Annotated in this window: 25 protein-coding genes and 3 pseudogenes; 13 read left to right on the top strand and 15 right to left on the bottom strand. The window is 66.3% G+C overall.

The annotated features are described in order from the left end of the window. The first annotated feature begins 133 nt into the window (after positions 1-133). Entirely contained in the window at positions 134-415 is a 282-nt protein-coding gene (locus tag WS70_RS33170) for a hypothetical protein (protein ID WP_226382954.1), read from the top strand. 76 nt (positions 416-491) lie between these two features. After that, complete coding sequence (locus WS70_RS33165; protein WP_231747174.1) at positions 492-668, top strand: ANTAR domain-containing protein; 177 nt, start codon at positions 492-494, stop codon at positions 666-668. Positions 669-680: 12 nt separating this feature from the next. Here the strand turns inward: WS70_RS33165 and WS70_RS23480 are convergent. Both WS70_RS23480 and WS70_RS23475 read right to left on the bottom strand, forming a co-directional pair. Next, positions 681-2,029, bottom strand: a pseudogene (locus WS70_RS23480) (LLM class flavin-dependent oxidoreductase). A 105-nt stretch (positions 2,030-2,134) separates the two neighbouring features. After that, positions 2,135-2,479 carry a DUF3088 domain-containing protein gene (locus tag WS70_RS23475; protein WP_059472407.1) on the bottom strand — a complete coding sequence of 115 codons (345 nt, stop codon included), beginning with the start codon at positions 2,477-2,479 and terminating at the stop codon, positions 2,135-2,137. Positions 2,480-2,974: 495 nt separating this feature from the next. Between WS70_RS23475 and WS70_RS23470 the strand changes: the two genes are divergently transcribed. Then, positions 2,975-3,859 carry a metal-dependent hydrolase gene (locus tag WS70_RS23470; RefSeq protein ID WP_059598424.1) on the top strand — a complete coding sequence of 295 codons (885 nt, stop codon included), beginning with the start codon at positions 2,975-2,977 and terminating at the stop codon, positions 3,857-3,859. 120 nt (positions 3,860-3,979) lie between these two features. Then, on the top strand, positions 3,980-4,477 hold the full coding sequence (locus WS70_RS23465; RefSeq protein WP_059472441.1) for a DUF6632 domain-containing protein: 498 nt from the start codon (positions 3,980-3,982) through the stop codon (positions 4,475-4,477). Between the two features lie 598 nt (positions 4,478-5,075). On the opposite strand, the gene WS70_RS23455 is transcribed toward WS70_RS23465, so the two are convergent. Then, a complete protein-coding gene (locus WS70_RS23455) occupies positions 5,076-5,366 on the bottom strand; it encodes an H-NS histone family protein (RefSeq protein WP_162498996.1) in 291 nt (96 codons plus the stop codon). Positions 5,367-5,515: 149 nt separating this feature from the next. Between WS70_RS23455 and WS70_RS23450 the strand changes: the two genes are divergently transcribed. Then, positions 5,516-5,758 (top strand): helix-turn-helix domain-containing protein, encoded by a 243-nt coding sequence (locus tag WS70_RS23450; protein WP_066483931.1) that lies wholly within the window; start codon positions 5,516-5,518, stop codon positions 5,756-5,758. Between the two features lie 484 nt (positions 5,759-6,242). On the opposite strand, the gene WS70_RS23440 is transcribed toward WS70_RS23450, so the two are convergent. The 7 genes and pseudogenes from WS70_RS23440 to WS70_RS23405 all read right to left on the bottom strand — a co-directional run bounded on the left by WS70_RS23440 (position 6,243) and on the right by WS70_RS23405 (position 13,928). After that, positions 6,243-7,628 carry an amino acid permease gene (locus tag WS70_RS23440; RefSeq protein WP_059598425.1) on the bottom strand — a complete coding sequence of 462 codons (1,386 nt, stop codon included), beginning with the start codon at positions 7,626-7,628 and terminating at the stop codon, positions 6,243-6,245. Positions 7,629-8,390: 762 nt separating this feature from the next. Then, a pseudogene (locus WS70_RS23430) lies at positions 8,391-8,691 on the bottom strand (CmcJ/NvfI family oxidoreductase); the annotation flags it as partial. Between the two features lie 83 nt (positions 8,692-8,774). After that, on the bottom strand, positions 8,775-9,536 hold the full coding sequence (locus tag WS70_RS23425) for an SDR family NAD(P)-dependent oxidoreductase (protein WP_059598426.1): 762 nt from the start codon (positions 9,534-9,536) through the stop codon (positions 8,775-8,777). 19 nt (positions 9,537-9,555) lie between these two features. After that, positions 9,556-9,813, bottom strand: a complete 258-nt coding sequence (locus WS70_RS31825; RefSeq protein WP_203236023.1) for a hypothetical protein — start codon at positions 9,811-9,813, stop codon at positions 9,556-9,558. 456 nt (positions 9,814-10,269) lie between these two features. Continuing rightward, on the bottom strand, positions 10,270-11,478 hold the full coding sequence (locus WS70_RS23415; protein ID WP_059598427.1) for an MFS transporter: 1,209 nt from the start codon (positions 11,476-11,478) through the stop codon (positions 10,270-10,272). Positions 11,479-11,589: 111 nt separating this feature from the next. Continuing rightward, on the bottom strand, positions 11,590-12,612 hold the full coding sequence (locus tag WS70_RS23410) for a VTT domain-containing protein (protein WP_059472440.1): 1,023 nt from the start codon (positions 12,610-12,612) through the stop codon (positions 11,590-11,592). Positions 12,613-12,887: 275 nt separating this feature from the next. Beyond that, on the bottom strand, positions 12,888-13,928 hold the full coding sequence (locus WS70_RS23405; RefSeq protein ID WP_059598428.1) for a zinc-dependent alcohol dehydrogenase family protein: 1,041 nt from the start codon (positions 13,926-13,928) through the stop codon (positions 12,888-12,890). 250 nt (positions 13,929-14,178) lie between these two features. On the opposite strand from WS70_RS23405, the gene WS70_RS23400 reads away from it, so the two are divergent. From WS70_RS23400 to WS70_RS23390, 3 genes are all read left to right on the top strand, one after another. Next, entirely contained in the window at positions 14,179-15,018 is an 840-nt protein-coding gene (locus WS70_RS23400; protein WP_059598429.1) for a universal stress protein, read from the top strand. A 138-nt stretch (positions 15,019-15,156) separates the two neighbouring features. Beyond that, the gene (locus WS70_RS23395; RefSeq protein ID WP_010108642.1) at positions 15,157-15,651 is read left to right on the top strand and encodes a universal stress protein; all 495 of its coding nucleotides are present in this window, start codon (positions 15,157-15,159) and stop codon (positions 15,649-15,651) included. After that, a complete protein-coding gene (locus WS70_RS23390; RefSeq protein ID WP_059472397.1) occupies positions 15,651-16,487 on the top strand; it encodes a universal stress protein in 837 nt (278 codons plus the stop codon). Before WS70_RS23395 ends, WS70_RS23390 begins: the two co-directional genes overlap by 1 nt. Positions 16,488-16,750: 263 nt before the next feature. Here the strand turns inward: WS70_RS23390 and WS70_RS23385 are convergent, their stop codons facing one another. Further along, positions 16,751-17,209, bottom strand: a complete 459-nt coding sequence (locus WS70_RS23385) for a universal stress protein (protein WP_059472396.1) — start codon at positions 17,207-17,209, stop codon at positions 16,751-16,753. A 572-nt stretch (positions 17,210-17,781) separates the two neighbouring features. Here WS70_RS23385 and WS70_RS23375 point away from each other — a divergent pair. Next, positions 17,782-18,429, top strand: a complete 648-nt coding sequence (locus WS70_RS23375) for a response regulator (protein WP_059472394.1) — start codon at positions 17,782-17,784, stop codon at positions 18,427-18,429. Positions 18,430-18,489: 60 nt separating this feature from the next. On the opposite strand, the gene WS70_RS23370 is transcribed toward WS70_RS23375, so the two are convergent. Then, a complete protein-coding gene (locus WS70_RS23370; RefSeq protein ID WP_059472393.1) occupies positions 18,490-18,726 on the bottom strand; it encodes a hypothetical protein in 237 nt (78 codons plus the stop codon). 60 nt (positions 18,727-18,786) lie between these two features. After that, positions 18,787-19,077: a DUF1488 family protein gene (locus WS70_RS23365; protein WP_010108636.1), complete on the bottom strand. Its 291-nt coding sequence runs from the start codon at positions 19,075-19,077 to the stop codon at positions 18,787-18,789. Between the two features lie 222 nt (positions 19,078-19,299). On the opposite strand from WS70_RS23365, the gene WS70_RS23360 reads away from it, so the two are divergent. Next, entirely contained in the window at positions 19,300-19,749 is a 450-nt protein-coding gene (locus WS70_RS23360; RefSeq protein ID WP_059472392.1) for a hypothetical protein, read from the top strand. Positions 19,750-19,937: 188 nt separating this feature from the next. Here WS70_RS23360 and WS70_RS23355 read toward each other — a convergent pair whose 3' ends face one another. Continuing rightward, positions 19,938-20,126 (bottom strand): DUF2964 domain-containing protein, encoded by a 189-nt coding sequence (locus WS70_RS23355; RefSeq protein WP_059472391.1) that lies wholly within the window; start codon positions 20,124-20,126, stop codon positions 19,938-19,940. A gap of 357 nt (positions 20,127-20,483) precedes the next feature. Between WS70_RS23355 and WS70_RS23345 the strand changes: the two are divergent. From WS70_RS23345 to WS70_RS23335, 3 genes and pseudogenes are all read left to right on the top strand, one after another. Then, a pseudogene (locus WS70_RS23345) lies at positions 20,484-21,232 on the top strand (helix-turn-helix domain-containing protein). 703 nt (positions 21,233-21,935) lie between these two features. After that, positions 21,936-23,102 carry an FAD-dependent monooxygenase gene (locus WS70_RS23340; protein WP_059598430.1) on the top strand — a complete coding sequence of 389 codons (1,167 nt, stop codon included), beginning with the start codon at positions 21,936-21,938 and terminating at the stop codon, positions 23,100-23,102. A gap of 487 nt (positions 23,103-23,589) precedes the next feature. Beyond that, positions 23,590-23,913: a DUF4148 domain-containing protein gene (locus tag WS70_RS23335; RefSeq protein WP_059472439.1), complete on the top strand. Its 324-nt coding sequence runs from the start codon at positions 23,590-23,592 to the stop codon at positions 23,911-23,913. Positions 23,914-24,170: 257 nt separating this feature from the next. Here the strand turns inward: WS70_RS23335 and WS70_RS23330 are convergent, their stop codons facing one another. Then, positions 24,171-26,105: a collagenase gene (locus WS70_RS23330; RefSeq protein WP_059598431.1), complete on the bottom strand. Its 1,935-nt coding sequence runs from the start codon at positions 26,103-26,105 to the stop codon at positions 24,171-24,173. Between the last annotated feature and the right edge of the window lie 236 nt (positions 26,106-26,341).

Genomic DNA, 26,341 nt, shown 5'->3' with positions numbered 1-26,341 from the left:
TATCCCGTGGTGGGCGCGGCACGAAGCCGCCGCGCGATGGCTCGGAAGCGTCGAATGATACCCGCGCCGCTGCTTCGCTGCGCGCCGGCGTTGCGTCGCGTGAAGCGTCGTTCGCACTCGCGCCGCGATTCGCATGATCACCGCTGCGATGCATCGATCGTTCCCGCCGCCGCAACGGCGATGGCCGTCGCCCGCCGCGCTGCCCGAGCGCGCCGATTTCGTCGTGCTCGTCGTGCTCGTCGTGCTCGTCGTGCTGGCGGTGCGGCCCGATTTGTCGATCCCGTGGCTCGAGGACGATGGACGCCCGCCTGTCTGCGCGATCGCGACCATGAGAGTCCGGCGATTCTCGACATGCTGCTACGAATCGACGTCGAATGCATGCTGTCGACGCCCGTCCGGTCGTTCGGGCTCCTGAGCGCGATGGCGCTCGCATGCCGCCGGCGCTGGCGCGAAGATGAACATCGCGGCGAATCGCGCAACTCGAGCAGCGGGTGGAATCGCAGCGCGCGCTCGACGACGCGAAGACGCCGCTATTACGAATACATGGAATCAGGGAAGAGAAAGCGTATCGGCAAATCGGGCGACAGGCGACGAAAAAGCGCATCGCCGCGCATCGGCTCGCCGAGCAGATCGAGCAGGCGCATGCGCCGCCGAAGCGGCCCGACTGAGCGGATCGCGGCTCACGCGCGCTCGCGTCCGCCCGAACTACCTGGCCGCACGAGACCGAGATGATCGCGCAGCGTCGTCCCTTCGTATTCGGTGCGGCAGATCCCGCGCCGCTGCAGGATCGGCACGACGCCGTCGACGAAATCCTGCAGGCCGTCCGGCAGCACGTCCGGCATCAGGTTGAAGCCGTCGGCCGCGCCGGCTTCGAGCCAATGCGCGATGTCGTCGGCAATCTGCTCAGGCGTGCCGACGATCACCCGATGCCCTGCGCCGCTCGCCATCGCGCGCATCAGCTCACGCACCGTGTAGCGGTGCCGCCGCGCGCTCGCGAGCGTCGCCTCGAAGAACGTGTGATCGCCGTTGCCGCCGTCCGGCAGCGCGAGATCGTCGGGCAGCGGCGCGTCGGGCGCGAGCCGCTCGACCGGCACGCCGAGCGTACCCGCGAGCCGGTTCAGGCTGTAGCGCAGCGGGATCAGGTCGACGAGCGCGTCGCGGCGGCGCAGCGCGTCGGCGTCGGTCGCGCCGACGATCGTCGTGAGACCCGGCAGCACCTTGATGTCGCCGCGGCCGAACGTGGCCGCCGCGGCCTTCAGCTCGCGTGCATAGCCGAGCGCCTCGTCGAACGATTGCGAGGCGGAGAACACCGCCTCCGCGTGCCGCGCGGCGAACGCGCGCCCGTCGGCCGAGCCGCCCGCCTGCACGAGCACCGGATGCCCTTGCGGCGGACGCGGCAGGTTCAGCGGCCCGTGCACGCGAAAATGCGCGCCGCGGTGCGCGATCGGCCGCACCTTGCGCGTGTCGACGAAGCGGCCGTTCGCCTTGTCGCCAATGAGCGCATCGTCGTCCCAGCTGTCCCACAGCGCCTTCAAGATGTCGACGAGCTCCGCCGCGCGCGCATAGCGCTGCGCATGATCGGGCACCGCGTCCAGGCCGAAATTGCGCGCGGAGCCGAGATCGGCCGTCGTCACGACGTTCCAGCCGGCGCGTCCGTCGCTCGCGTGATCGAGCGACGCGAAGCGGCGTGCGGATTGAACGGCTCGTTGTAGCTCGTCGACGCCGCGCCGATGAGGCCGATATGCGTCGTCGCGGCGGCGATCGTCGCGAGCAGGATCGCCGGTTCGAGCGCGGTGATCGGACGAAAGTCGATCTGATCAACGATCGCCGCGTTGTCCGCGAGAAACACCGCGTCGAACTTCGCCGCCTCGGCGATCCGCGCGACGCGCACGTAATGCCTGACGTCGACGAACGCGCGCGGATCGGCTTCGTCGACCCGCCACGCGGACGGTACGAAGCCCGAATGCAGGATGTTGACGTTCAGATGCAATCGCCGGCGCGGCGGCCGTTTCAGGACGTGGGTCGTCAATGATCGTGGAAAGCGGCGCGGAAACGGCGAACTGGCGACGGCGTGCGTCGATGCGCGCTTCGACTCACACTGCGCGGCCGCGCCGCTCTCGGGCCGCGTCGCCGCTCAATGCAGCTTCGGAAAGCCGTGCCGCTCCGCGAGCAGTTCGAGGATGCGGCGCGAATCGGTAACGAAGCGCTTGTCGCCGAGCGTCAGCGCATCGTCGGGCGGCGGCGCATCGTCGCCGAAGACGAGCGCGGGCAGCCCCTGGTGATCGGCGTCGAGCGCGGCGATCGCCGCTTCGCGCGGCCGCGCGAATGGCAGCCGTCGAATGTCGAGACGCGCCTGCTTCGACGGATCGCTCGCGAGCAAGCCTTCGATCGGCACGCTGCCGGGGCAGACGAAACGCTCGCCCGGGTGTTGGGGATCAGTAAACCCGGGTTCCAGCAGGAGCAACAGATCTCGGCTCATCGGCGGTCGGCCTCGCTTGCGAAGCGTGTCGTTGGGAATGCCGACGATTCTGGGCCGGTCGGATGCGAGCCGCCACGAATTTATCCGCAGATCGATATGCGCGGCGGCGTTAAGCGGGCGGCGGCGGCGTGATCGACGCGTCATGGCAAGGCACGCCACGCGGTGGGTCTCGACGCGCTGCTGCATTGCACAACGTATCGGGCACGCGCCGGCCCTGAAGCTCCGGGCTCGAGTCTCCGGCCAAACGGACCCGTGTGATCAACGCCCTCGTCGACGGAATCGTTCCGCCCTGGGCCGCCCAGTCAATACATCAAACACTGACCCAGTTGACAACGATCAAATCGCGGCGTAGCGTTCATTGCGTAACGATCGTTATCAAAAAGAGTCACCGGGATTCCGCGCACGGAACCAGGACGGCTCGACCTTCCGTGTCCGCCCGCGATGCGCCAATTCGATGCGGACGCACCATCGATTCGCAAGATATGGAGAGACCCGATGCCTGCTATTGTCCGCCGCGACGTCCGCTTCGCCCTTCCGCCCGATCGCATCGGCGATTGGCACGTGAACGGCGTGGTCAACACGCATTACTTCAACGCGCTGTCGCTGATGTTCCCGGCAGGCGAGCGCTTTTTCATCGATTCGGTCCGCCATTATCGGGATCGCATTCAGGATCCCGAACTACTGAATCAGGTCCAGGGTTTCATCGGGCAGGAGGCGATGCATAGCCGCGAACACGTCGAATTCAACGACGTCGCCGAAGCCGCCGGCTATCCGGCTCACCGGCTCGACCGAGGCTTCTGGAAATTCACGGGCCTGATGCAGAAGGTGTTGCCGCCGCCGCTTCGGCTTGCGCAGACGATCGCGTTCGAGCACTACACAGCGATCATGACCGACATGCTGCTCAGCAATTTCGAGCATTTCCACGACTCGGCCGACGCGTACGCGAACATGTGGCTCTGGCATTCGATGGAAGAAACCGAGCACAAGGCAGTCGCGTTCGACGTGTGGAACGCGGTAATGAAGCCGGGGCCGATGCGCTATCTGATGCGCGTCGGATCGATGGTGCTGACGAGCGCCGTGTTCTGGGGAACGAACTTTTATTTCCACATCGCGCTCATGAACGCGCACCGGCGCATGCACGGCAAGGTCTCCGGCAAGTGGGCGTTCGCGAGATTCTTCGCGAAGGGCCTCGTGAAACTGACGCCGCGAACGCTTGCCTACTTCAAGCCCGGCTTCCATCCTTGGGATCACGACAACCGCAGGCACTTCGCGACGCTCGACCGGCTGCTCGCGAACATCGACGCGAGCAATGCGCGATATGCGGCCAATGCGGCGCCGCGGCGCATTCCGCTGCATCCGATGACGGTCCAAGCGAGCTGAGCGAAGCGCGATCGCCGACACGCGATGCGTTGGCGATCGCTGCGCCGTCCGCGAGCACGAGCGCGGCGGCCTCGCGTCGAATCGCTCGGCACGTCCAATCTCACGCAAACGGTGTATTTCATGTCTTCGAATTCGATACAGCGGCGCGACTGGCCGCAAGCCTCGCCGTGGCTATCGCTGATCACGCGCCTGCTCGGCGTGTCGTTCCTGCTGTTCTTCGGCACGGCGATCGTCACGATCCTGCTCGGCATCGACCATCAGGTCGCGGGCGATCCCGTCGGCCTTCTGATATTGCGCCTCGTGCGGTGGGGCGGCGTGCACGGTGGCGGTGAGCACTACGAATTGATGATCTCGGCGATCTACGTCGTGTGGGGCGTCTTCCTGTGGGAGGCCGCCAACGATCTGTTCGAGCACAAGCTGTTTCTCGACTTCACGGTCGTCGCGAATGTCGCTCATTTCGGCCTGATGTTCGTGCAGGGTCTGATAATGCCGGGCGAGCACATCCATCTGGTGGGCGACGTCGCGCTCGGCGGGGTCGCGCTCGCGCTGTTTGCCGCGACGTGGATTCCGGCCCGGAGCAAGGCGGCAAGGCTGCGGATCTCGAATTCCGGACGCTAGCCGGGCGCCTCGCGCATACGCACGAACGGGTGCCGGGCCCGACGTTGCGCCGCGATTTCCGATCGCGCATGACGGCGGTGGGCCCGACGTTGCGCGATGCTGCGTTGCGTGATGTCCGGCTCGACTCGGCTCGACGAGACGAGACGTATCGCCGAACATGCCCGACGCGCATCGATCGCCGACGGCAAGCAAACTTCGCCGTCGCGCGAACCCACGCAGCCGCATGAGAATTACGAGCGCTTCGGCGAGCGCGTCGGGACTGCGCGGACGGACGCCGCGCGTTGATCGTCACGTCGTCGCACAAGCGCGGCGACGTGTCGTGACGTCGGCATCGGATATCGGATCGATGCTTCGGATGCCTCGAATTACACGAACGTCGTATGTCGCCGATGCCGACGGCAACCGCCACGCATCCCATCATGTCGATCGAAACTGCACGGGCTGCATGCGCGAACGCACACTATCGTCATTCGCGAAGACCTCATTCGCAAACGTGCGAATGCACGAACGCACGAACGCGCACAAGCGACGCCCTACTCGACAGCGCGCCGCGGCCAGACGCGCACGAAGCGCATCACGTGCGATCACAGTCAGTGCGCTATTCGATCAGGAATCGCTCGCGATCTTGCCCCGCGATCCACGCGGGCGCGCGGCCGCGCCCCGTCCAGGACGCGCCCGTTTCCGGATCGCGATAGCGCGGCTTCGGCAGCGCGTCGGCTTTCTTCGGACGTCCGAGACGCGGCGGAAACAGATCTTTCTGCGTGAGACCGTACTTGACGATCTTTCTGCGGAGCTCGACGAGCACGTCGGGCAGTTCGACCGCGCGCGCGGTCTTCGCCTGCTGCTTCAAAACATCTAATTGGGCAAGCAATTCCTTGTATGTTGCCATTACCATTTCCCCGTAGATTCCACTGCCTCTTTTCGACCGACAATCGAAAACCGCGTTGTTGTGTTGAATAGTGTCGAAGTCAGTTTTCGGCTATCATAGCCCAATTAGGCCAAGGTGGACTATTTCGATTCAGCAGGGAGCATTCGCCCATGCTCCCTTCCATTCATCACCCTCGTTATGTCATTCTACGCACGCATTTGCGCGCGCTGAGAAGAGCGGCAGGCCTCACCCAGACTCAATTGGCTGAGCGTCTGAGCATCGACCAGTCCTATCTCTCCAAGATCGAACGAGGAGAACGTTATGTCGATATTCTCTTTTATCTCGACTGGTGTCGTCATTGCGGCGTCGAGCCCAACCAGGCCGTATCGGAATTAATCGATGCGGGCGTCTGAAAGACGAGCGCAGCTTCATCTCGCCATTTGAAACGATTTGAATCGCGAGCAGCACCTGTCGCGTCGTTTGTCGGTGTGTTCGTTCACATGTCTTCCTTCATGCCACGCATCGCGCGTACGGATTGCGTGTGATGCGCGATGCGCAGGTTCGCCGCATGCGTGGCGTATGACACGTGCGGTGCGGATCGCTTTGCGGGCGCTTTCCGTGGCGCGGCCGAATCGATCGCGTGGGCCAACGCGACACGTCGCGCTTGCGATCACGTCCGCAACTCCCGCACGCAATCGGAAGCCGCATCGCGTGCCGACATCGAGCACACCCGCAGCGCGCTTTTCCCTTGCAAATCGAACGATGAAACAGCCGCGAACGCACGAACGCATCCGTCGCGCAGCGACGCGATAACACGCCTGCCAGCGCAATCGACAACGAGCGCGCGAACGCGTGCCCGTTGTCGCCCGATCGCCCTCGTCCGGCGCCGCGCTACGCTCACCCGTCCGTCGGCGACGTCAACTGCGCGCGCCGCCCCGCTTGATACGCGTAGTAATACACGGTCAACGCGGCGATCCACAGCGGCCCGATGACGAGCGCGACGCGCGTGTCGGGCGAAAACGCCATCAGCACGACGACGAAGGCGAGAAACGCGAGCGCGACGAGCGACGACACCGGATGGAACGGCACGCGCAGCGGCAGCCGCGCGAGACGCTCGACCGACACGCGGCGGCGAAAGCGCAACTGCGCGATCAGGATCACGCACCAGGTCCAGATCGCGCCGAACGTCGATACCGACGTGAGCCACACGAACACCTTCTGAGGCGCGAAGTAGTTGAGCACGACGCCAACGAACAGCAGCGCCGCCGAGATCAGCACGCCGTACACCGGCACGCCGCGCCGGTTCACCGACGCGAGCCGCTCGGGCGCCTGCCCCTGCTCGGCGAGATTGAACAGCATCCGCGCGGTGCTGAAGATCCCGCTGTTGCACGACGACAACGCCGCCGTCAGCACAACGAAGTTGATGACGCCGGCGGCGGCCGGAATGCCGAGCCGCGAGAACGTCATCACGAACGGGCTGCCTTGCGTGCCGATCTGGTTCCATGGGTAGATCGACATGATCACGAACAGCGCACCGACATAGAAGATCACGACGCGCCAGAACACCGAGTTCACCGCCTTCGCGAGCGACTTCTCGGGATTGCGCGCTTCGCCCGCCGTGAGCCCGAGCATCTCGACGCCGAGATACGCGAACATCACGATCGGCAGCGCGTCGACGACGCCCGAGAAGCCGTTCGGCATGAAGCCGCCGTGCGCCCACAGATTCGAGATGCCGGTCGCCACGCCGCCGTTGCCGACGCCCGCGACGATCATCAGTCCGCCGACCGCGATCATCAGCACGATCGTCACGATCTTGATCAGCGCGAACCAGAATTCGAACTCGCCGTACAGCTTGACCGCGATGAAGTTCACCGCGCCCATCACCATCAGCGCGGCGAACGTCCAGATCCAGTTCGGCACGTCGGGAAACCACATGTGCATGTAGACGCCGACCGCGGTGATTTCCGCCATGCACGTGACGATCCACATGAACCAGTAGGTCCAGCCCGTCAGATACCCGGCGAGCGGCCCGATGTAGTCCTGCGCGTATCGGCTGAACGCGCCCGCGACCGGATTGTCGATCGCCATTTCGCCGAGCGCGCGCATGATGAGGAAGATCGCGACGCCGCCGAGGATGTAGGTCAGCAGGATCGCCGGGCCCGCGGAACGAATCGCGGCGGCGGAGCCGAGAAAGAGGCCGACGCCGATCGTCGCGCCGAGCGCCATCAGGTTGATGTGCCGCTCCTCCAGGCCGCGGTGCAGCCGTTCGTCTTGTGAAGTCACCCATGTCTCCTGTCGGCGCGCGGGTGTGCGCCGCTGTGATGTCGTGTCGAGGGAAGACCGTGGCGTGTTGCGCGCGGCGTGCGATTTCACGGCTTACAGCCTGCGGCCCCGGCCGCGTGCTCCGCCGCTGCCGACCGCTTCGCGAAGACGGCGCGACGCCCGGCGGCGAATCGGATCACCGCGCCCGATCGAAAGCGAATCGCGATCGAACCGCTTCATTCCGTCAATCGCAACGCAGTGGCGCAGCGGCCGAATTCGGCCGGGTGTCGCGACGCATCGCGCAACGCGCATCCGATCGTGCCGAAGCACGCGCGCACGCCGCCGCCCGACAAGCATGAACAAGCGCGCGTGCCACGGGCGCGCATCTGTTTCGTGTTGCTCGGGAAGTCGGCGATGATCGAGCGAACCTCGCAACTTGCGTCGGCGCTCGGATCGGCATTGCACGCTCGGTCGAAATGCAGCGGCAATTATATGAAGAATATGGCGCTCGTCGCCAGCCGTTTCTATCGCATGCAAACGGCAATGTGGCGGCGCAAACGCTGGGCCGCTCACGCGGCCGCGGATGAAACCGGTGCCGCCGGAGGCGGCGAAGGCATGCAGCGAGCCAAGGCGTCGCGAGGCCTTCCGTGGCTCGCCGCATCGCACCTTGCCGCATCACGCCGTTCGTATCTCCGGCGCGCGATGCAAACGAAACCCGTTCCGGTCGATCGACCGGGGCTCTACTCTATTCGCCGCGACGCCATCGCCGCTTGCCGCCGACGCTCACGCAGCCGCCGGCCAGAACACGAGCGCACGCACCTCGATGCTCCGGCGCGGCGCGGCAGTCGCGCGCGTCGTCGGACGCGTCGGACGCGGTGCGCGCGGTGAGGCAAGCGCGGCCGTCGTCGAGCGAATCGTAGATCTTCAGCAGCAGCGTCTCGTCGGCGCGCAGCCGCGGGAAGTAGAACCAGTGGTGCGCGGAATTCGCGACGACCGAATAGGTGTCGCCGACCTTGTCGCGATAGACGAGGTCGCTCGGCACCAGATCGTCGGGCGCGATCGTGCGCGCGTCACCCTTCGCCAGATAGTTGACCCTGCTTCGATCTCGCCGCCTGCCTGCACAGGCGGCCGCGCTTCGATGACCGTGCTCATCGCGACTACTCCTCGTCAAAACGCTTCCTTGTACGGACGCAGATCGAGTTCCTGCGTCCACGCGCTACGGTGCTGCACATGCAGCTGCCAGTAACTCTCGGCGATCGCGTCGGGCGACAGCAGCCCGTCCGAGCCCGCTTGCGCGGCCTGGTCGGGCGCTGCGCTGCGCAGGCGCTCGCCGTCGATGCCGCCGTCGATCACCGCGTGCGCGACGTGAATGCCGCGCGGCCCGAACTCGCGCGCGAGCGTCTGCGCGAGCGATCGCAAACCGGCCTTCGCCGATGCGAACGCGGCGAACGGCGGCCGGCCGCGCAGCGACGCCGTCGCGCCCGTGAACAGCAGGCTGCGGGGCGCGTCGTCGCCCGCGTCGAGCAGTTGCGCGAGCGCCGCCTTCGCGAACAGAAAGCCGCCGATCACGTTCGTGCGCCACGCGTGCTCGAATTGCGCGGCGCTCAGCTCGAGCGTCGGCGCACGCACCGCGTTGCCTGCGTTGAACACCGCGGCCCGCAGTGTGCCGAGCGTGCGCACTTCGACGGCGAGGCGCTCAACATCGGCTTCGTTCGCGATGTCCCCGCTCGCGACGTGCGCGATGCCGCCTTGCACACGAATCTCGTCCGCGACCGCTGCGACGCGTTCGTGCGTGCGCCCCGTCAACACGACCGCGAAGCCGCTGCGCGCGAAGCGCCGGCTAACGGCCGCGCCGAGCCCGGCGCTCGCGCCGACGCCCGCGATCCATGCGAGCGGAATGGAAGAGGACGACTCTGTATCGATGGTCATATCGGCGAACCCTATATCGTCAGTCGCGCGTGTGAAACAAAGAAAACGAGATATGTTTATCCGGATGGCTGCGAACACGCTCGTTGAAGGAGCGTTGAGCATAGAGCGTTTTTAAAACCCTGTAGGCCGCGCAGTCTTGCATGCGGGAAACGGGGCGAGCGGGTGACGGAGATCGGTCCGCAAGACGTTCGAGCGGGCGTTCGCGGCGTGTGTCGATCAATGTGCGGCGGAGCAGCGTCGCAGGCGATCGTCGTGCGCGAACGATCGCTTCCGTCATCGAACGAGTCGATGAAATTTCGATGGCGATGCACGAAGCGACGCGTTGAGACATGCGCGATCACGCTGTCGTTTCCAACGGGCATTCGAGATCGAGATCGGTGCCGAGACAGCCGTCATCGCGTGAATCGCGGAGGGCCAATGGCTCGAACATGCGCCTCCGAACGAGCCGGCGTTGAGCCGCTCACTGCGGCCGCCGATCGCCAATTGCCGATCGTCACTCACGGCATCGTCACGATGGTCGTCTAAACATCGAACGCAATCCGAGCGACGCCGCCCCGCCGACGCGCCACGATGCATCGGCGCTTTCCGAGCGCCCTGCGCGGCCGGCCGCGACGACGGATTCGGAAAACAGCGGAGGACGGTCGAGTCGGTCGAAATCCGCACGAACGCTCACGCTTCGCGCTCGCCCGAGGGCCGGCGCGAGCACATGCCGTCGCCCGTCAGCCGCCCGCCATCACGCCGCCTGTCCCGCCCCTCGCCGAACGAAGCCGCACATCGCGAGCGCGACGGCGGCGAGCGCCGCACCGGCGAAGAACGTCGTCGGCGCGCCGTGGTGCTCCCACAGCCAGCCGGCAAGCGCGCTCGCCGCCAGCATCGCGATCCCGCCCGCGAGATTGAACACGCCGAACGCGGTGCCGCGCAGGTCCGGCGGCGCGGTTTCCGCAACGAGCGCCGCCAGCATCCCCTGCGTGAAGCCCATGTGCAGCCCCCACACGGCGACGCCCGCGAAGAGCGTCGTCACCGACGCGCTCGCGCCGAGCAGCAGATCGGCCGCGATCAGGAGCAGCATGCCGGCCGCGAGCGGCGCGCGCGCGCCGAACCGGTCGGACACGATGCCGACCGGATACGCAGACGCCGCATACGCGACGCTCATCACGACCATGACGGCCGGAATCCACGCGATGTCGAGACCCGCCTGCTGCGCACGCAGCACGAGGAACGCCTCGCTGAAGCGAGCGAGCGTGAACGCGGTGCCGATCAGCACGACGAACCAATAGCGCCCCGAAAACTCGCGCAGCGCGCGCCAGCGCAGCGGTGAGCGAAACGCGCGCGCCGCGGCGGGCGCAGGCGCCGGCTCGTCGACGCCGATCAGGATCAGCACGACCGCCAGGAAAGCGGGCACCACCGCGAACCACAGCACGATTCGGATGTGATCGGCGAACGCGAGCATCAGCGCGATCGCGAGCAGCGGGCCCGCGAACGCGCCGACCGTATCCATCGACTGGCGCAGCCCGAAGCACGCGCCACGGATCTCGGGCGGCGCGATGTCGGCGACGAGCGCGTCGCGCGGCGCGCCGCGGATGCCCTTGCCGACGCGGTCGAGCAGCCGTGCGGCGGCGACCGTAGACGGCCCGCCCGCGAGCGGAAACAGCGGCTTCGTCAGCGCGGCGAGCCCGTAGCCGAGCAGGAGCAGCGCCTTGCGCCGGCCGAGCCAGTCGCTCAGCGCGCCGGAGAAGATCTTGACGATCATCGCAGTCGCCTCGGCCGCGCCTTCGAGCACGCCGAGCGCCGCGACGCTCATCCCCATCGTCGTGACGAGATAGATCGGCAGCAGCGCATGGATCAGCTCGGACGACAAGTCCATGCACAGGCTGACGAAGCCGAGCGCCCACACGGTGCGCGGAATCGGCGGACGGACGGCAGAGGCGGGACGCGCGGGCATGGGCGGGTTCGTGACCGGTCGGGATGGGTTTCGTGCGAAGCGTCGAAGCGACAGCGCGGCGCAGCAACGCGGCGGCTTCGGCTCGGCGAGCCGCCGCCGCGATCGGCGCGGCTAGTCCGTCAAGCCGGCGCGCACCGGATAACCACCGCCGTCATCCGGCTCGACGGGCGGCGCGACGTAGCGCGCGGCGTCGAAGTCGGCGGGCAGCGGCTCGACCGGATAGCCGAGCTTTTCCCACGCGTCGAGGCCGCCCTTCAGCGCGAGCGCGTGGCGGATGCGCTTGCGCTGCAACTGGCTGACGATGCGCTTCGCGGTCGCCTCGTTCGGGCATACGCAGTAGACGACGATCGGCCGCGTCATCAGGTCGGGATGCAGCGGATCGGGCGAATCGAGATCGAGCGGATAGGCGCCCGCGATCCGGTACGCTTCCTTGTCGCGCACCGCGCGTGGCCGCGCGTCGAAAACGACGGGCGGCGCGGCCGATTTCAGCATCGCATCGAGTTGCTGCGGGCTGATGCGGATTTTCGCGAGCCAGCGGCGAAAGCGGACGCGCATCACCCAGCGGTACAGCACGAACGTGACGAAGATCGCCGCGAACGCGTCGAACAGCGTGCCGCCGCTCGCGCTCACCCACTGCATCAGCCGCACGATCTCGTCGTGCAGCGCCGCGCCGCCGAAGAGCCACACGCTCGCCCACAGCGACGCGCCGGCGACGTCCCACAGCAGGAACACCCAGACGGCGACGGCCGTCGTGCCGAGGAGCGGCGCGGACACGAGCCCGAGGCCCGGCAGGAATTTCGCGAGCACGAGGAGCGGCGCGCCGTGCTTCTCGAACACCTTGCGCGCGACGCGCAGCGTCGTGTCGAGCGACAGCGAGAAGCGCACGAGCGCGTTGAGGAGCCGCCGGCCGCGCGCGCGGCCGGCGAAGAACCACATCGAATCGGCGAGCACGGTCGCGGCGACCGCCGCACCGAGCATGCTCGCATAGGACGCCTGGCCCATCGCCGCCATCGTGCCGCCGACGATCAGCATCGGCACGGCCGGAACGGGCATGCCGAGCTGCGTGACGAGCACGCTGGCGAACACGGCCCACGGACCGAGCGACGCGGGAATAGCCTGGGGAAAATGCCACACGAACGCACCTCGAACGCGACGAATGCCGAGCCGGGTGGCGTCGGCGCCCGCGAATCGCCGCGGCGCCGGCCGCGGCGCGTGCGCGGCGTAGATCGGCAACCCGCATTCTAAACGCGTTTCGTGACCCGCTCGTGCAAGCAAGCGAGCGCGCGCGTCCGCCCGGCTTCGAGAAACCGGGCGGAATCGCGAACGACAGCGAACGACAGCGAACGACAACAAACGACAGCAAACGGCGGCCGCGCGAGCGGCTCACGCGGCCCGCGCCGTCCGCGCGCCTACTCGGACACTTCGATGATGACCTTCAGCGCGCGCGTGTTCGCCGCGTGGCCGAAGGTTTCGTACGCCTGTCCGATGTCGGCGAGCCGAAAACGGTGCGTGATCAGTTGCTTCGGATCGAGCCTCCCCGAGCCGACGGTCTTCAGCAGCATCGGCGTGCTCGACGTGTCGACGAGCCGCGTCGTGATCGTGATGTTGCGGTCCCACAGTGTCTCGAGATGCAGATCCGCCTTCACGCCGTGCACGCCGACGTTCGCGATCACGCCGCCCGGCGCGATGATCTGCTGGCACAGCTCGAACGACGCGGGAATGCCGACCGCCTCGATCGCACAGTCGACGCCCGCGCCCGTCAGCGCCTTCACCTCGGCGACCGCGTCGACCTGGCCGTTGTCGACGCACGCGGTCGCGCCGAAGCGCTTCGCGACCGCGAGCCGGTTCGAGTCCGGATCGATCATCACGATCTGCGCGGGCGAATAGAACTGCGCGGTCAACAGCGCGGCGAGCCCGATCGGCCCTGCGCCGACGATCGCGACCGTGCAGCCCGGCTGCACCTTGCCGTTCAGCACGCCGCACTCGAAACCCGTCGGCAGAATGTCGGATAGCATCACGAGCGCCTCCTCGTCCGCGCCCGGCGAAATCCGGTACAGGCTCGTCTGCGCGTGCGGGATCCGAACGTATTCGGCCTGCGTGCCGTCGATCCGGTTGCCGAGGATCCAGCCGCCCGTCGCGCAGTGCGAATACATCCCGCGCCGGCAATATTCGCACTGGCCGCACGACGAGATGCACGAGATCAGCACGCGATCCCCCTCCTTCAGCGTGCTCACCGCGGCGCCCACGAGATGCACGACGCCGACGCCCTCGTGGCCGAGAATGCGCCCCGGCTCGCAGCTCGGCACGTCGCCTTTCAGGATGTGCAGGTCGGTGCCGCAGATCGTCGTGCGCGTGACGCGCACGATGACGTCCGTCGGCGCCGCCAATTCCGGCATCGGGCGCTCGTCCAGCGATTTGCTGCCGGGCCCGTGATACACCAGCGCTTTCATGTCGTCTCTCCGCTCGCGGGGCGTGGGATGCCCCTCGCGCCCCACTCTATGCGCTTGCCGCGCGCGCCGGTTGACGCGAATCAAGCGCCGCGGCCCATCCGCGTGCGGCGCTCGCGCGCGGCGTCCCCCACGAGCGGGCGGACGGCCGGACGGGCTTTGATCTGAGTCAAGCGCCCCGCCCGCGCCCTTCATAGACTGGGGGCATACGCACAGACGGCGCACCGGGCGCCGGAACCAAGGAGAACGAGCGATGAGCTACAAGAGCATCCTGGTCCATCTCGACACGAGCGACCGCGCGCGCGCGCGGCTCGAAACAGCGCTGACGCTCGCGCGCCAGTTCGGCGCCCACTTGACGGCGATCTTCGCGATCTACACGCCCGAGCCGACGTCGTTCTACGTGATGGCGGGCACCGCCGACTACTTCTCCGATCAGGAGAAGCGGCGCGGCGAGAAGCGCGCGGCGCTCGAGCGCCTGTTCCACGCGGAGCTGACGCGCGCCAACGTGCAGGGACAGTGGATCGTCGCCGATGCGCGCGCGAACGAATCGGTGCCGCACTACGCGCGCTACGCAGACCTCGTGATCGCCGGCCAGACCGATCCGGACGACCCCGAAACCTACGTCGACGACAGCTTCCCCGACACGCTCGTGCTGTCGGCGGGCCGCCCGGTGCTGCTGCTGCCGTACGCGGGCATGCCGTCCGCGCTCGGCACGCGCGTGCTCGTCGCGTGGGACGGCAGCCGCGAGGCGACGCGGGCCGTCCACGACGCGGCGCCGTTCCTCGCACTCGCGACGAAGACGACGATCGTCACCGTGAACGGCGCCACGCAGGAGCCGCCCGGCGGGCGGATTCCGGGCGCCGACATCGCGCTCACGCTCGCGCGCCATCACGCGAACATCGACGTGCGGGATCTCGAACGCTCGCGCGACTCGTCGATCGGCGACGTGCTGCTGTCGCACGCGTACGAATCGGGTTCGGATCTGCTCGTGATGGGCGCATACGGCCACGCGCGCTGGAAGGAGCTGATCCTCGGCGGCGTGACGCGTACGATCTTCGCATCGATGACGGTGCCGGTGCTGATGTCGCACTGAGCCGCGCAACGCCGCGCGCCTCCGCAGCCGCCCGAAGAGGCGCGCGGACGGCAAGCCCCGCGCGCGTGATCCGGGTCAGGCGGGCGGCGCGATGCGCGGCCGATGTTGACCGAACGAAAAAGGTGTTGGGAGACAAACATGTATTCGATCATTCTTGTCGCGCTCGACGGCAGCGAGACCGCGTCGCATGCGCTCGACGCGGCGCTGCAGCTCGCCGTCGACACAGGCGCGCGGCTCGTGCCCGTCTACGTCGTCGACATGCCGGTGTTCGCATTCGATACGCCGGGCTATGACCCGTCGATCCTCATCGACGCGTTTCGCGAGGAAGGCCGGCGCGTGCTCGACGACGCGCAGAGCCGGATGACGCGGCGCGGCGTCGCCGGCGCGCCGCGGCTCATCGAAGTCGAGCCGCCGGGCGAGGACATCGCCGAGCGCCTCGAGCGCGCGGCCCGCGAGATCGGCGCGAGCCTGATCGTGATGGGCACGCACGGCCGGCGCGGCGTGCGCCGGCTGATGCTCGGCAGCGTCGCCGAGCGGCTGCTGCGCCACGCCCGCTGCCCAGTGATGATGATCCCTGCCCGCAGCGTGCCGGCCGACGACGCGAACGCGACTCATCCGACGGAGACTGCGTGATGAAATTCAAGACTTTGCTTGTCCATATCGACGACAGCCGCCAGAGCGATGCGCGCACCGAGTTCGCGCTCGACCTCGCGCGGCGCTGGGACGCACATGTGATCGGCCTGTACGTCGTGTGCCAGGATCTGCTGCGGCCGCTCTTTCGCAGCGACGAAAGCCTGCGTCTCGCGGCGAACGAGGCTCAGCACGCCGCACGGCGCGACGAAGCGCAGGCGCGCTTCACGGCCGCGGGCAAACGCTCGGGCGTCAACTTCGAATGGCGCGCGCCGGCCGGCCCGCCCACCGACGTCGCGACGCTGCATGCGCGCCACGCTGATCTCGTCGTGCTCGGCCAGCCCGATCCGGGCGACGACACGGCGTACATCGAACAGCATTTCGTCGACGACGTCGTGATGAGCTGCGGCGTTCCGGCGATCGTGCTGCCGTTCACGGGCGCGATGCGCACGTTCGGCGAGAACGTGCTGGTCGCGTGGGACGGCGGCCGCGAGGCCGCGCGCGCGGTCACGGACGCGCTGCCGATCCTCAGGCGCGCGCGCTTCGTGACGGTGGAAAGCGTTCTGCGGCGCCGCAAGACGGGCGCCGATCTCGCGCCTGCCGGCATCGACGTCGCCGCATACCTCGGCAGGCACGGCATCCAGGCGTCGTTCTCGGCGTCGGCGCATGTGCCCGGCGTCGAAACGGGCGCGGTGCTGCTGAACCGCGCAGCCGACCTGCACGCGGACCTGCTCGTGCTCGGCGCATACGGCCACACACGGACGCACGAGCGCGTGCTCGGCGGCGTCACCCGGACGATGCTCGAATCGATGACGGTGCCGGTGCTGCTGTCGCACTGAGCGGCGCCGCGTCCGCGAGCCGGTGCCGGAACGGATACCGGGGCGCCGGATCGGCGCAACCGCCCGCCGGCCCGGGCCGATATGTACGAAAGAAAGGCGCCCGCTTCCGGGCGCCTTTCGCTTTTACATCGCGCTCGCGTCGTACAGTTCGTGGTGCTTTCGCGATGCTTTCAGCCGGCGATTCCGACGACTGATGCCGTCTCGCCGCGTCAGCGAACGCGCGCCCGATGCCGCAATGCAACAGCCGGGCGCGACGATCCGCGTCACTGCGCGGACTCGTCGTAGCGGCGCAGCAGCACCGGCCGATCCGCGATCCGCAGCAGCGATTCCGCGACGCTGCCGAGCAGCAGCCGGCGAATGCCATGGCGTCCGCTCGTGCCCAGCACCACCAGGTCGGCGTCGCATTCGGCGGCCGTGCGCATCAGCACCACCGCGACGTCCTCGCCATACGAATCGATCGCGCGCACCGTGCCTTCGACGTGATGCTGCGCGAGCCGCGCCTTCGCGTCGGCGAGCACGCGGGTCGCGATCTCGCTCGCCGAGCCGTCTTCCTCCTGCGGCTCGATGTACGCGGCATTGACGTCGACGAGTTGCGGCTTGTGCTCGACGACGCAGACGGCCGTCACCGTTGCGCCGAACGTCTCGGCGATCTTGATCGCTTCGTCCAGCGCGACGCCTGCGCTGCGGCTGCCGTCGAGCGCCGCGAAGATTCGTTTGTACATGGTCGACACCTCCGGGAGAACACCATTCGATCGCGTGCGAACACGCCCTGCCGAGAGTCTCGCGCGACGCGCACGGCCCGCCGTTGACGAGGATCAAGTGTGCGCTCGGGGTGCGCGCACGGCCTACGCAACGCTCGTCGAACATGCGGCGTCGCTTCGTTCGCCATGCCTGCTGCGCAATCCCATTAGCCAAAAACAGCCAATTCGAGCACAATTCATCTCAATATTCATGATAAGAGGCCGTGGCCCACTTGCGAGGGTGTCCGTGCGTTCGGGACGCCGCATCGCAGCCGGCCTCGACCGGGGAGTAAAAGCTTGACGACCGCTCGTGCGACGGTACGAAACGAACGCATGCACGCCGTGCCCTGCACCGGTTCGCCGGTGCGGGCCCGCGCCGGCGCGTTCGCGGCCGCCGGCGCGTTCGGCGCCGGCCGGGCCGGACGCGGCTGCGCGGCGGCCGGCCGCCCGCGCGGTGCGCAGCCGTGCGACCGCCCTGCTCCGTCCGCCGCCGAACGCGCCGCGCACCAGTCGACCTCCCCGACGCAATCGTTTCGACAGGAATATCTCCACCCATGATCAAGGTTTTGATTGCCGACGACCACGCGCTCGTGCGCGACGGCTTGCGCCACATCCTGCAGAATGCATCCGGCTTCGAGGTCGCGGGCGAAGCGTTCGACAGCGCGACGACCATCTCGCTCATCCGCTCGACGCCCGCGCAGGTGCTCGTGCTCGATCTGTCGATGCCGGGACGCAACGGTGTCGAGCTCATCAAGCAGATCAAGGACGAGAAGCCCGCGCTGCGGATCCTCGTGCTGACGATGCACGCGGAGCAGCAGTACGCGGTGCGCGCGTTCCGGGCGGGGGCGTCCGGCTATCTGACGAAGGAAAGCGCGAGCTCGGAGCTCGTCGGCGCGGTGACGAAGGTCGCGTCGGGCGGCGTGTACGTGAGCCTCGCGATGGCCGAGCGCTTCGCGCAAAGCCTGAACGAGCCGGCCGAGACGCTGCCGCACCATCGGCTCTCCGACCGCGAGTTCGACGTGTTCCGCCGGATCGCGTCCGGACAGACGCTCACGCAGATCGCCGACGAGCTGTGCGTCAGCGCGAAGACGGTCAGCACGTACAAGACGCGAATTCTCGAGAAGATGCAGATGCCGCACGAAGCGGCGCTCGTGCGCTACGCGCTGCGGCACAAGCTGATCGACGACCCGGACGAGGATTGACGGCCGCGGGCGGGCCCGCACGCGGCGGCTACGCGCGGCCGGCGCGCGCCCCGCGCGCCCTCACAGGTTGAACGCCTTCGACATCTTCAGCTCGATCCAGGTCATGCCGGCGCGCAGCCCCTCGAGCATCGCGTCGCGCTCGGTCGGAAACGTCCTGCTGTGCCGGAACGCGTGCTTGAATGCGCCGCTCGGCGCGCCGTGCATCACCTTGATATCGCACACGTAACCGCCCTGCACCGGCGACGTCGTCACTTCGACCGTCCAGTCGCCTTCCTGAATGTTGCCTGACAACGTCATGTCGCTCTCCTGCCGAATCGGCCGCCGCGGCGCAACGCGAAGCCGCGCGGCGCGCGGGCGCTACTCGTAAAGGAATCGAAAGAACCCGCTGTGCAGCAAGACCGGCTTGCCGCCGATCTCGGTGAGCATCCGGCGCGCGGCATGCTCGATCTTGCCGCGGTGCAGGTCGAACGCCGTAAGCAGATCGTCTTCCTTCAGCGATGCCGCGCCGAAATGATCCTCGAGCGCCTCGGCCGTGATCGCGCATTGCACGTACTCGCCGTCGACGAGCGCGGGGAATGCGACGACGAGATCGCGCGCACAATATTCGGGCGGCGGATCTTGAGGAAACGAAATCTTCATGACGGGCATGACAGCCTCCTGTAGCCGCTGCCGGGACGGGCAACGGATCCATCGATGCTTCAGCATAGAGCCGCGCCGCCGCACGCGCTTGACCCACGTCAACCGGCCGCGCGCGGCGCACGGTTGATCTGCGTCAACGCGCCGGGCGGCGGCGGAACGATGATCGTCGCATCGCACGCCCCGTCACATCCGGTGTGCCGGCCCCGCGAGCGTCGAACGAAGAGGCGAGCCATGACACTGAAAGCGAATCTCGAAGGCGTCCGCGACACCTATCGCCTGTGCTTCGTGCGCAGTCCGTGGGCCTACTTCACGTGCCTGCCGCTCGACCGCCAATGCGGCGACCGCTGGAGCGAGGCGCCTTACGAGCTGTATGCGGGGCCGCCCTATGGGGACAGTCCGGACCAGCTCCTGCGCGTCGCGTTCGACGGCCCGCTGCTGCCGCCCGAGGCCGGGCGCAGCGCCGTCACCTGCAGCGTCGTCGACATCAACGAAGGGCTCGCGCCGTGGCTGCGAACCGAAAGCTACTTCGGCGGCGAGCCGCTGTCGATCGCCGCAGGCGCGACGCTCCGCACGTTCGTCGAAACGGTCGAGAAAGCGGGCGGCACGGTGTTCATTCCGCTCGGCTGGGGAGAATTGCCGCTCGCGGACAAGCGCGCGCATTCGGCGGTCGTGCCGAGCTGATCGGTAAGCGGATGAATCCGGGAATCGGAATAAGCCGGCGATGGACAACCGGCGGCCGTCCCGACCGCGACAGCCGCGCCAGCCGTTCGATGACCGGCCAGCCCCACGCCTGCGTCGCGCCGACGGCGTGATTTCGTGTGCTTTCAGGCGGATGAATCGTCCGATGTGGGACTCGCATCGCGACGCGGTCAGCGCTCGTCCTTCGGCGTCGGATTCAGCAGCACGACGAACGCGGCGACGCCGAGCGACAGCGCCACCACGCCATACAAAAATTCGGCATTACTGTCGAACAGCAGACCGCGAATGGCTTCCATCATCCCCGCGAGCGATATGAATACGGCGATGGTCGCGAGAATGACCCGATATTTGCGCACCATGACGGTCTCCTGGCTTCGTGTGTGCGGCCGCCCGACTGCGTGCGCGGCCCGCGCGCCGGCGTCGTCACGCGCGATCGACGCGCGTGCTTTCCATCCAGCCTGCCTGTATGATCGCCCGTCGCGCGACGGCGGCCTTGACGTGAATCAAGCGCTGTCCGCCCGCGTGAACGCGCCCGGCGAAGCGTCGGCGATGCGCGTAGACCTACGCCTCCGCCGCGCAAAAAGCCAAAAGCGTCGCTGTACAATGCACGGGCACCATCGCCCCGCGCCGCGCCCGCGCAACGGGCACGGCCGACGCAACCCGCCAGCGCGCCGCGCGCTTGCGTCGAACGGCAACCGTAGCCTCGTGGGAAATGCATGGATTCGGACATCATGCACATCGGCGGACGCATCCGCCGCCTGCGCCGCGAGTTGAAGAAAACGCTGCTCGAGGTCGCCGCCGAGGCAAACCTGTCGGTCGGATTCCTGTCGCAAGTCGAACGCAACCTGACCGGCATTTCGATCTCTTCGCTCGTCAATGTCGCGAGCGCGCTGCGCGCGCCGCTCAGCGCGCTCGTCGACCAGCCCCGTCAGGATCAGCCGGATTCGCATCAAGGCAGCCGCGAATCGTATTCGATCCGCCCGACGCAGCAGCGCTACGAGCGCCTGTCGACCACCTTCACGGACAGCCAGCTCAACGCGGTCAAGGTGTCGATGATGGAAGGCTATTGCTCCGAATGGGTCGCGCATGCCAGCGACGAATTCGTGTTCGTCCTGTCGAGGCGCGTCCGCTACACCGTCGGCAAACAGGACTTCCCGCTCGGCCCGGCGATTCGCCGCACTTCAATGCGCATGAGCGGCACCGCGTCGTGAACGTCGGCAACGCGCCCGTCGAGCTGATCGCGGTCGGCACGCTGCCGCTCTTCGGCGATGGGCAGCCGGCGTTCCCATCGCTGCCGGGCGGGCAGAAGCCGCTACGCACGCGCGCCGCGCGCAAGACGGCCGAGCCGCCGCCCGCGGAAGAGCCTTCGGCGCGGAAGACCGAACGGCCGAAGCGTGCGCCCGCCGCACGCACGATCGCGACGAGCGGCGCGCCACGGCGCGGCGTGAAAATGACCGCGCGCTGAGCGGCGCGGAAGCGAAACCGGCGGGCTTGTCCGCATCGCTTTCGCTGCGTCGGATATTCGATCGGGCGATGTGGACGCGCGCGACATCGCGTCGCGCACGCGCGCACGTTCGCGCCCGCGGCTCTGCACGACGCGAGCTCGCTGGGCATTGCGCGCGATCTGCTTGCGATTGACGGCGAGCAGGCCGTCGTCGTGACGCGCATTCGATATGTCCATCGCGATTTGCGGCGTCAGTTTATTTGGCGATCGAATTGACACATTTTCCCGCAATCGATGAAATAGATCTTTTGACTTTTTCTAAAAATAAATCGATCACCCTTCATCAGCTCATCTCGCACATCGATTTCCATTTCTCTCTGCCATAATTATTTGCATATTTTTTGCATCTTTAATACGATTGCGGTCGCGATCAGCGAGCGGTCCGCACGATAGGTTCACTTCGTTGCATATGCGCGCCGGTCGGCCGTGGAAGGCTGCCTCCCTCCCGAGCTCAAGCAAATTCCATGACGAATCACCCTGGAAAGATCGGCAGGATTGCGGCACGCTGAAATTTTTTCATTCAATAAACCACGAATACGAAATCGAAAAGACTGAAGCGGCACACGAATCTTGTTCATAGGCCTGCGTCACGATTCGCCTGACCGAATCCGTCCGGGGTCGGGAAAATCGTCAATGGCGATCATTGGAATAAAACGAACCCACTATGAAAAGCAAGCACGTCGATGTACTGATCAATGGCAGCGGTATCGCAGGTGTCGCGCTCGCGTACCTGCTTGGAAGACGCGGCTACGGCGTCACGGTCGTCGAGCAACTGGCGCGGAATCGGGCACAAAACGGCGCCGATTTGCTGAAGCCCTCCGGCATCGACATCATTCGCGGGATGGATCTGCTCGACGACGTCTTCGCTGCCGGCGGGCTCGAGCGCGATGCGATGAAGCTGTTCCACGACAAGGAACCGATCGCATCGCTGGACTATCGGGTTTCCAGCACGCTCGGCTTCTTCATTCTGATTCCTTGCGAGCAGTTGCGTCGCTTGCTGCTCGGCAAGCTCGACGGCCTGCCCAATGTGGATTTGCGCTTCGAGACGTCCATCGAGCAAGTCGAGCAAGACGCCGGCGGCGCGGTGACGTCGCTCGTATTGAGCGACGGCGAGACCGTCTCGCCCAATGTGCTCGTCGGCGCCGACGGAGCGCGCTCGATGATTCGCACCGACATCCTGCGCATGCACGCCGAGCGCATTCCGTATACGACGCCGATGGCATTCGGCACGATTCCGCTGACCGACAGCGTTCGGGAATGCAACAGGCTATACGTCGATTCGAGCAAGGGGCTCGCCTACTTCTACCCGATCGGTAACGAAGCGACGCGTCTCGTCGTCAGCTTTCCCGCAAACGACATGCAAGGCTATCTTGCCGACGCCACGCGTGCGAAGCTGGTGTCGCGTCTGAGTGAATTCGTCAGTCACGAGAGCGCCGATGCGATGGCGATGATAGGCGCGGGTACGGAATTTCCGTTGATACCGCTCGGCCGGATGAATCTGAGCCGCTATCACAAGCAGAATGTCGTGCTGCTCGGCGATGCGGCTCACAGCATCCATCCGATTACCGGCCAAGGGATGAACCTCGCGATCGAGGATGCCGGCGAGCTCGGCAGTTGCCTCGACCGGTATTTGAGCGGACAGGTCGCGCTGGCCGAAGCGCTGGGCTCGTTCGAACGTGTGCGGCATCCCGTCAACGAGGCCGTGATTTCCTACGGCCACTCGCTGGCGACGGCCTATCACGATCGCTCGGCACTCCTCGCCAACTTCCGATCCCAATTGCAAACGAGCGGGCGAGACTCGGCTCTGCTGGGAACCGCTGGCGAAGCGTGACCCGGAAAGCGGTCTCATGTTCCGCGCAATCGCACCGTTCCATCATGGGGTGCAAGCAGACAACGGCTCCGGCGGTCCGGCACGATCGGCGCGAAGCCATGCCGCGTGGACGTCCAGCGATAAAGCTGCAACAAGTTGTATCGATGATTCGTCCGGATTGGGTCCCGGGAACGGAAAGCCGCCCCCATATTCGGCGCTCCCCAAACTCAGCCGGATGAACATCGCGATGAACGCCGCAGCCGGCTTTGCGCGCTGGACAGCGCCACGATCTGGTTGATCGCAGGATCGCACACCGAATGCGAGTGTCAATTTTCACGGCCGCCGTCATTCGCGGCCCTCTTCATCCTTCGACGACGCCCCGTATCACAACACATCCGGCAACATCCCGCACGGCGCCGTTAACCTCGTCTTAAGACAGATTCGTCAAGCTGTCATGGCCGACCGCGAGCACGCTCGCCCGCGGCGGGGACAAATGGAGGTACGCATCATGAAGTCCGCTCTGAAAACGGTCGCGCTTGCACTCGCACTCGCTGTTCCGGCCCTGTCGTTTGCGCAACCGTCGTCCAATGGGCCGCTGACGCGTGCGCAAGTGCGCAACGAACTGATCCAGTTCGAAAAAGCCGGCTATCAGCCGTCGAAGAACCAGTACCCGGCGAACATCCAGGCAACCGAAGCTCGCATCGCATCGGCAAGCGGCGGCGTCAACACGTCGAGCTCCGGCTACGGCGGCACCGCCGCCGGCGCGATGCAATCCGGTCAGCGCGTCTCGCCGACATCGGGCGGCTGGGACGCGCCGTATCGTCATCACTGATCGAAGCGCGCATCGGCCAGACCGATCGTGCACGCGGCCCTGCGCATTGATAGCGCTCGATCGACGAGCCGGGAACGGCGACGCGTGTCGCACGGACTCGATCCGGGCGGCATATGCGCCTTTCAACGCCTGCCGCCCGTATGATTCACCAATGATCCGCAGCGCGGGACGACGGAGGAGAGCGAACGGTCGCGAGACGCCAAGTCCGCGTCGTTCGCTTCACCGTCGCCCCGCGCTCGCAAACGTTCGATCGCGCGTCAGTTCTTCGCCGGCAGCGTCGGCTCGCCCGCCGTCGTCGCGTTGCGCACCCAATCGGCAAACTCGTTGTCGTAGCGGCGGCCGATGTACGCGACGTAGTTCTCGTAGCCGTCGTAGTCGCCGGTGCGAAAGCGCGACACGATCGTGTCGACGTCGGCGCGATGGCGCTCGAACATGAAGCGCGTCGCCATGTAGCCCCACCGGTACGCGCGCGCGACATAGTCGCTCGATGAGTAACGCGTCCCGAGCACGTCCGAGAACTGGTACGTGCCCATGCGCGCGGCGTCGATCGATTCCTGGTTGTCGTTCTTTCTCGACAGATACTCGGCGACGCCTTCGATCCACCAGACGGTCGGCTTCGCGGTGCTCGCCGTGAAATCGCCCGCCATGTCGTAGCGGCCGTCGAGATAGTGCGTGAACTCATGCTCGAGATTCCAGACCTTGAACTCCGGCCGCAGCCACGAGGCTTCGTGCGCGATGAAGCGCGCCTGATTGCCGGGCGCCGACGGATCGCCTTCGAGATACATGCCGCCGTTGTCGGTGCTGATTCCGTAGATCACCGAAGCATACTTTCGATAGTTCTCGTAGTCGTCGAACACGACGAGCTCGATCGTATCGTTGCGATCGCCTGCGACCGGCTTGCGTCCGGTCTTCATCATCCGGTGGAAATAGTCGTCCTGTAGCGCGACCGCCGCGCACACCGACTGAAGCTGAGGCGCCGTCATGCCCTGCGCGAGAATGCGCACGCTCGCGTTGCATGCGTGACGGCGCGTGAGCACCGCGTCGGTCAACCGCTTCTTGTAGTCGCACGTGCCGTAGTCCGCGCAGTTGCCCGAATCGCCATAGTCGACCGCCTCCGCCGCCGCGAGCCACAGGTCGCTGCCCGCGCCCGTCATGCTCGTCGACGCGAGCATGTCCTGGATCATCTTCTTCACGCGCGGCTTCTGCGCCGGATAGCGGAGAAAGCGAAACGTTTCGCGCGCCGCATCCGCCAGTTGATAGGCGGCGCTCGTGTTCGACAGGCTCGCGCGGTTCGCCGTGACGAAGCGATCGAGCGTCTCCGGCAGCGTCGCGTCGCTGCCGAGCATCTGCTGCGCGGCGCTGCGCTGATGCGCGTAGAAGAACACGGTCAGCAGGCCGGTGAAGCCGCCCGCCGCGCTCGGCTGCAGCAGCGGCGCCGCAGCTTGCGGATTCGCCGCGCTTGCGGTGTAGAGCGCGACGCGGTCTTTCAGCGTCGGCAGGTAGTACGCTTCGTCCTTCATGTTCGTGATGAGCTTCATCAACTCGTTCGCGGTGCTCGGCGCACGCGAATTCTCACGAAACAGCGCGTCGCCCGCGAGGCTCTGCCGAATGTACGGACGCAGCCATACGGCGAGATCCGGAATCGGATTGGCAAGACCCGATACCTCATATTGGTAATAAGCGGAACGCAGATAAATCAGCAAATTGACCAAAATCAAATTGCTCGCGTCGTATCGATATATGTCCTGCACGAAACGACTCGCGACCGCATGAACATTTTCGGCATTGAAAATCTGCGCGGCCAGCGGTTTATCGACCGAAAACAGGCCGTAATGGCATTCGTAATCAGGAAGATTCGCGATGTAATCGGCAAGCGCGGCGCCGTGATATTGGGTCATCGCCGACATGTCGCGGCAATCAGCGCCCGGCGCGCTGCGCTTGCTGCGCGTCGCCTGCTGCTTCTGCCGCAGCGGTTCGACGAGCGTCGCGCGATCCTGCTTGCTGAGTGGCAGATTGTATTCGGCCTGCTCGGGCGACAGCGGCAAGTTCTGCGGCAAACGCGGCATGCGCGCCTGCTTTTCCTGCGACGGCTGCGTATTGGCCCACGCCGTGCCGACCCAGCCCGTGAATACCGACATCGCGATGACGGCGGACCAGCGACGGGCCTTGCGAGACATCTCTGTTATTAGCATTTGACTTGCCCTCGGTTATTTTGGAGCGCAAAAGATATAACACCGATGATTAACAAGTCAATTTAACAGACGAATTATCAATATATTTTATATTGTTGAATTATTATCGCTTTAAACTCGGCTTTCACAATAATGCGATCGAGTGACGAAGCGTCCGCGGCGCTTGTCGGATTGCCGTGCGCGCGGCGCCGTCTGTCCGGTTTTGCGCGATCCTTGCGTGCGCGCTTCGCGATGGG

This window comes from Burkholderia mayonis, assembly GCF_001523745.2.
Taxonomy (GTDB): Bacteria; Pseudomonadota; Gammaproteobacteria; order Burkholderiales; family Burkholderiaceae; genus Burkholderia; species Burkholderia mayonis.
Note: the sequence above shows the minus strand (reverse complement) of the source record. Positions and strands in the feature narration are given on the sequence as shown.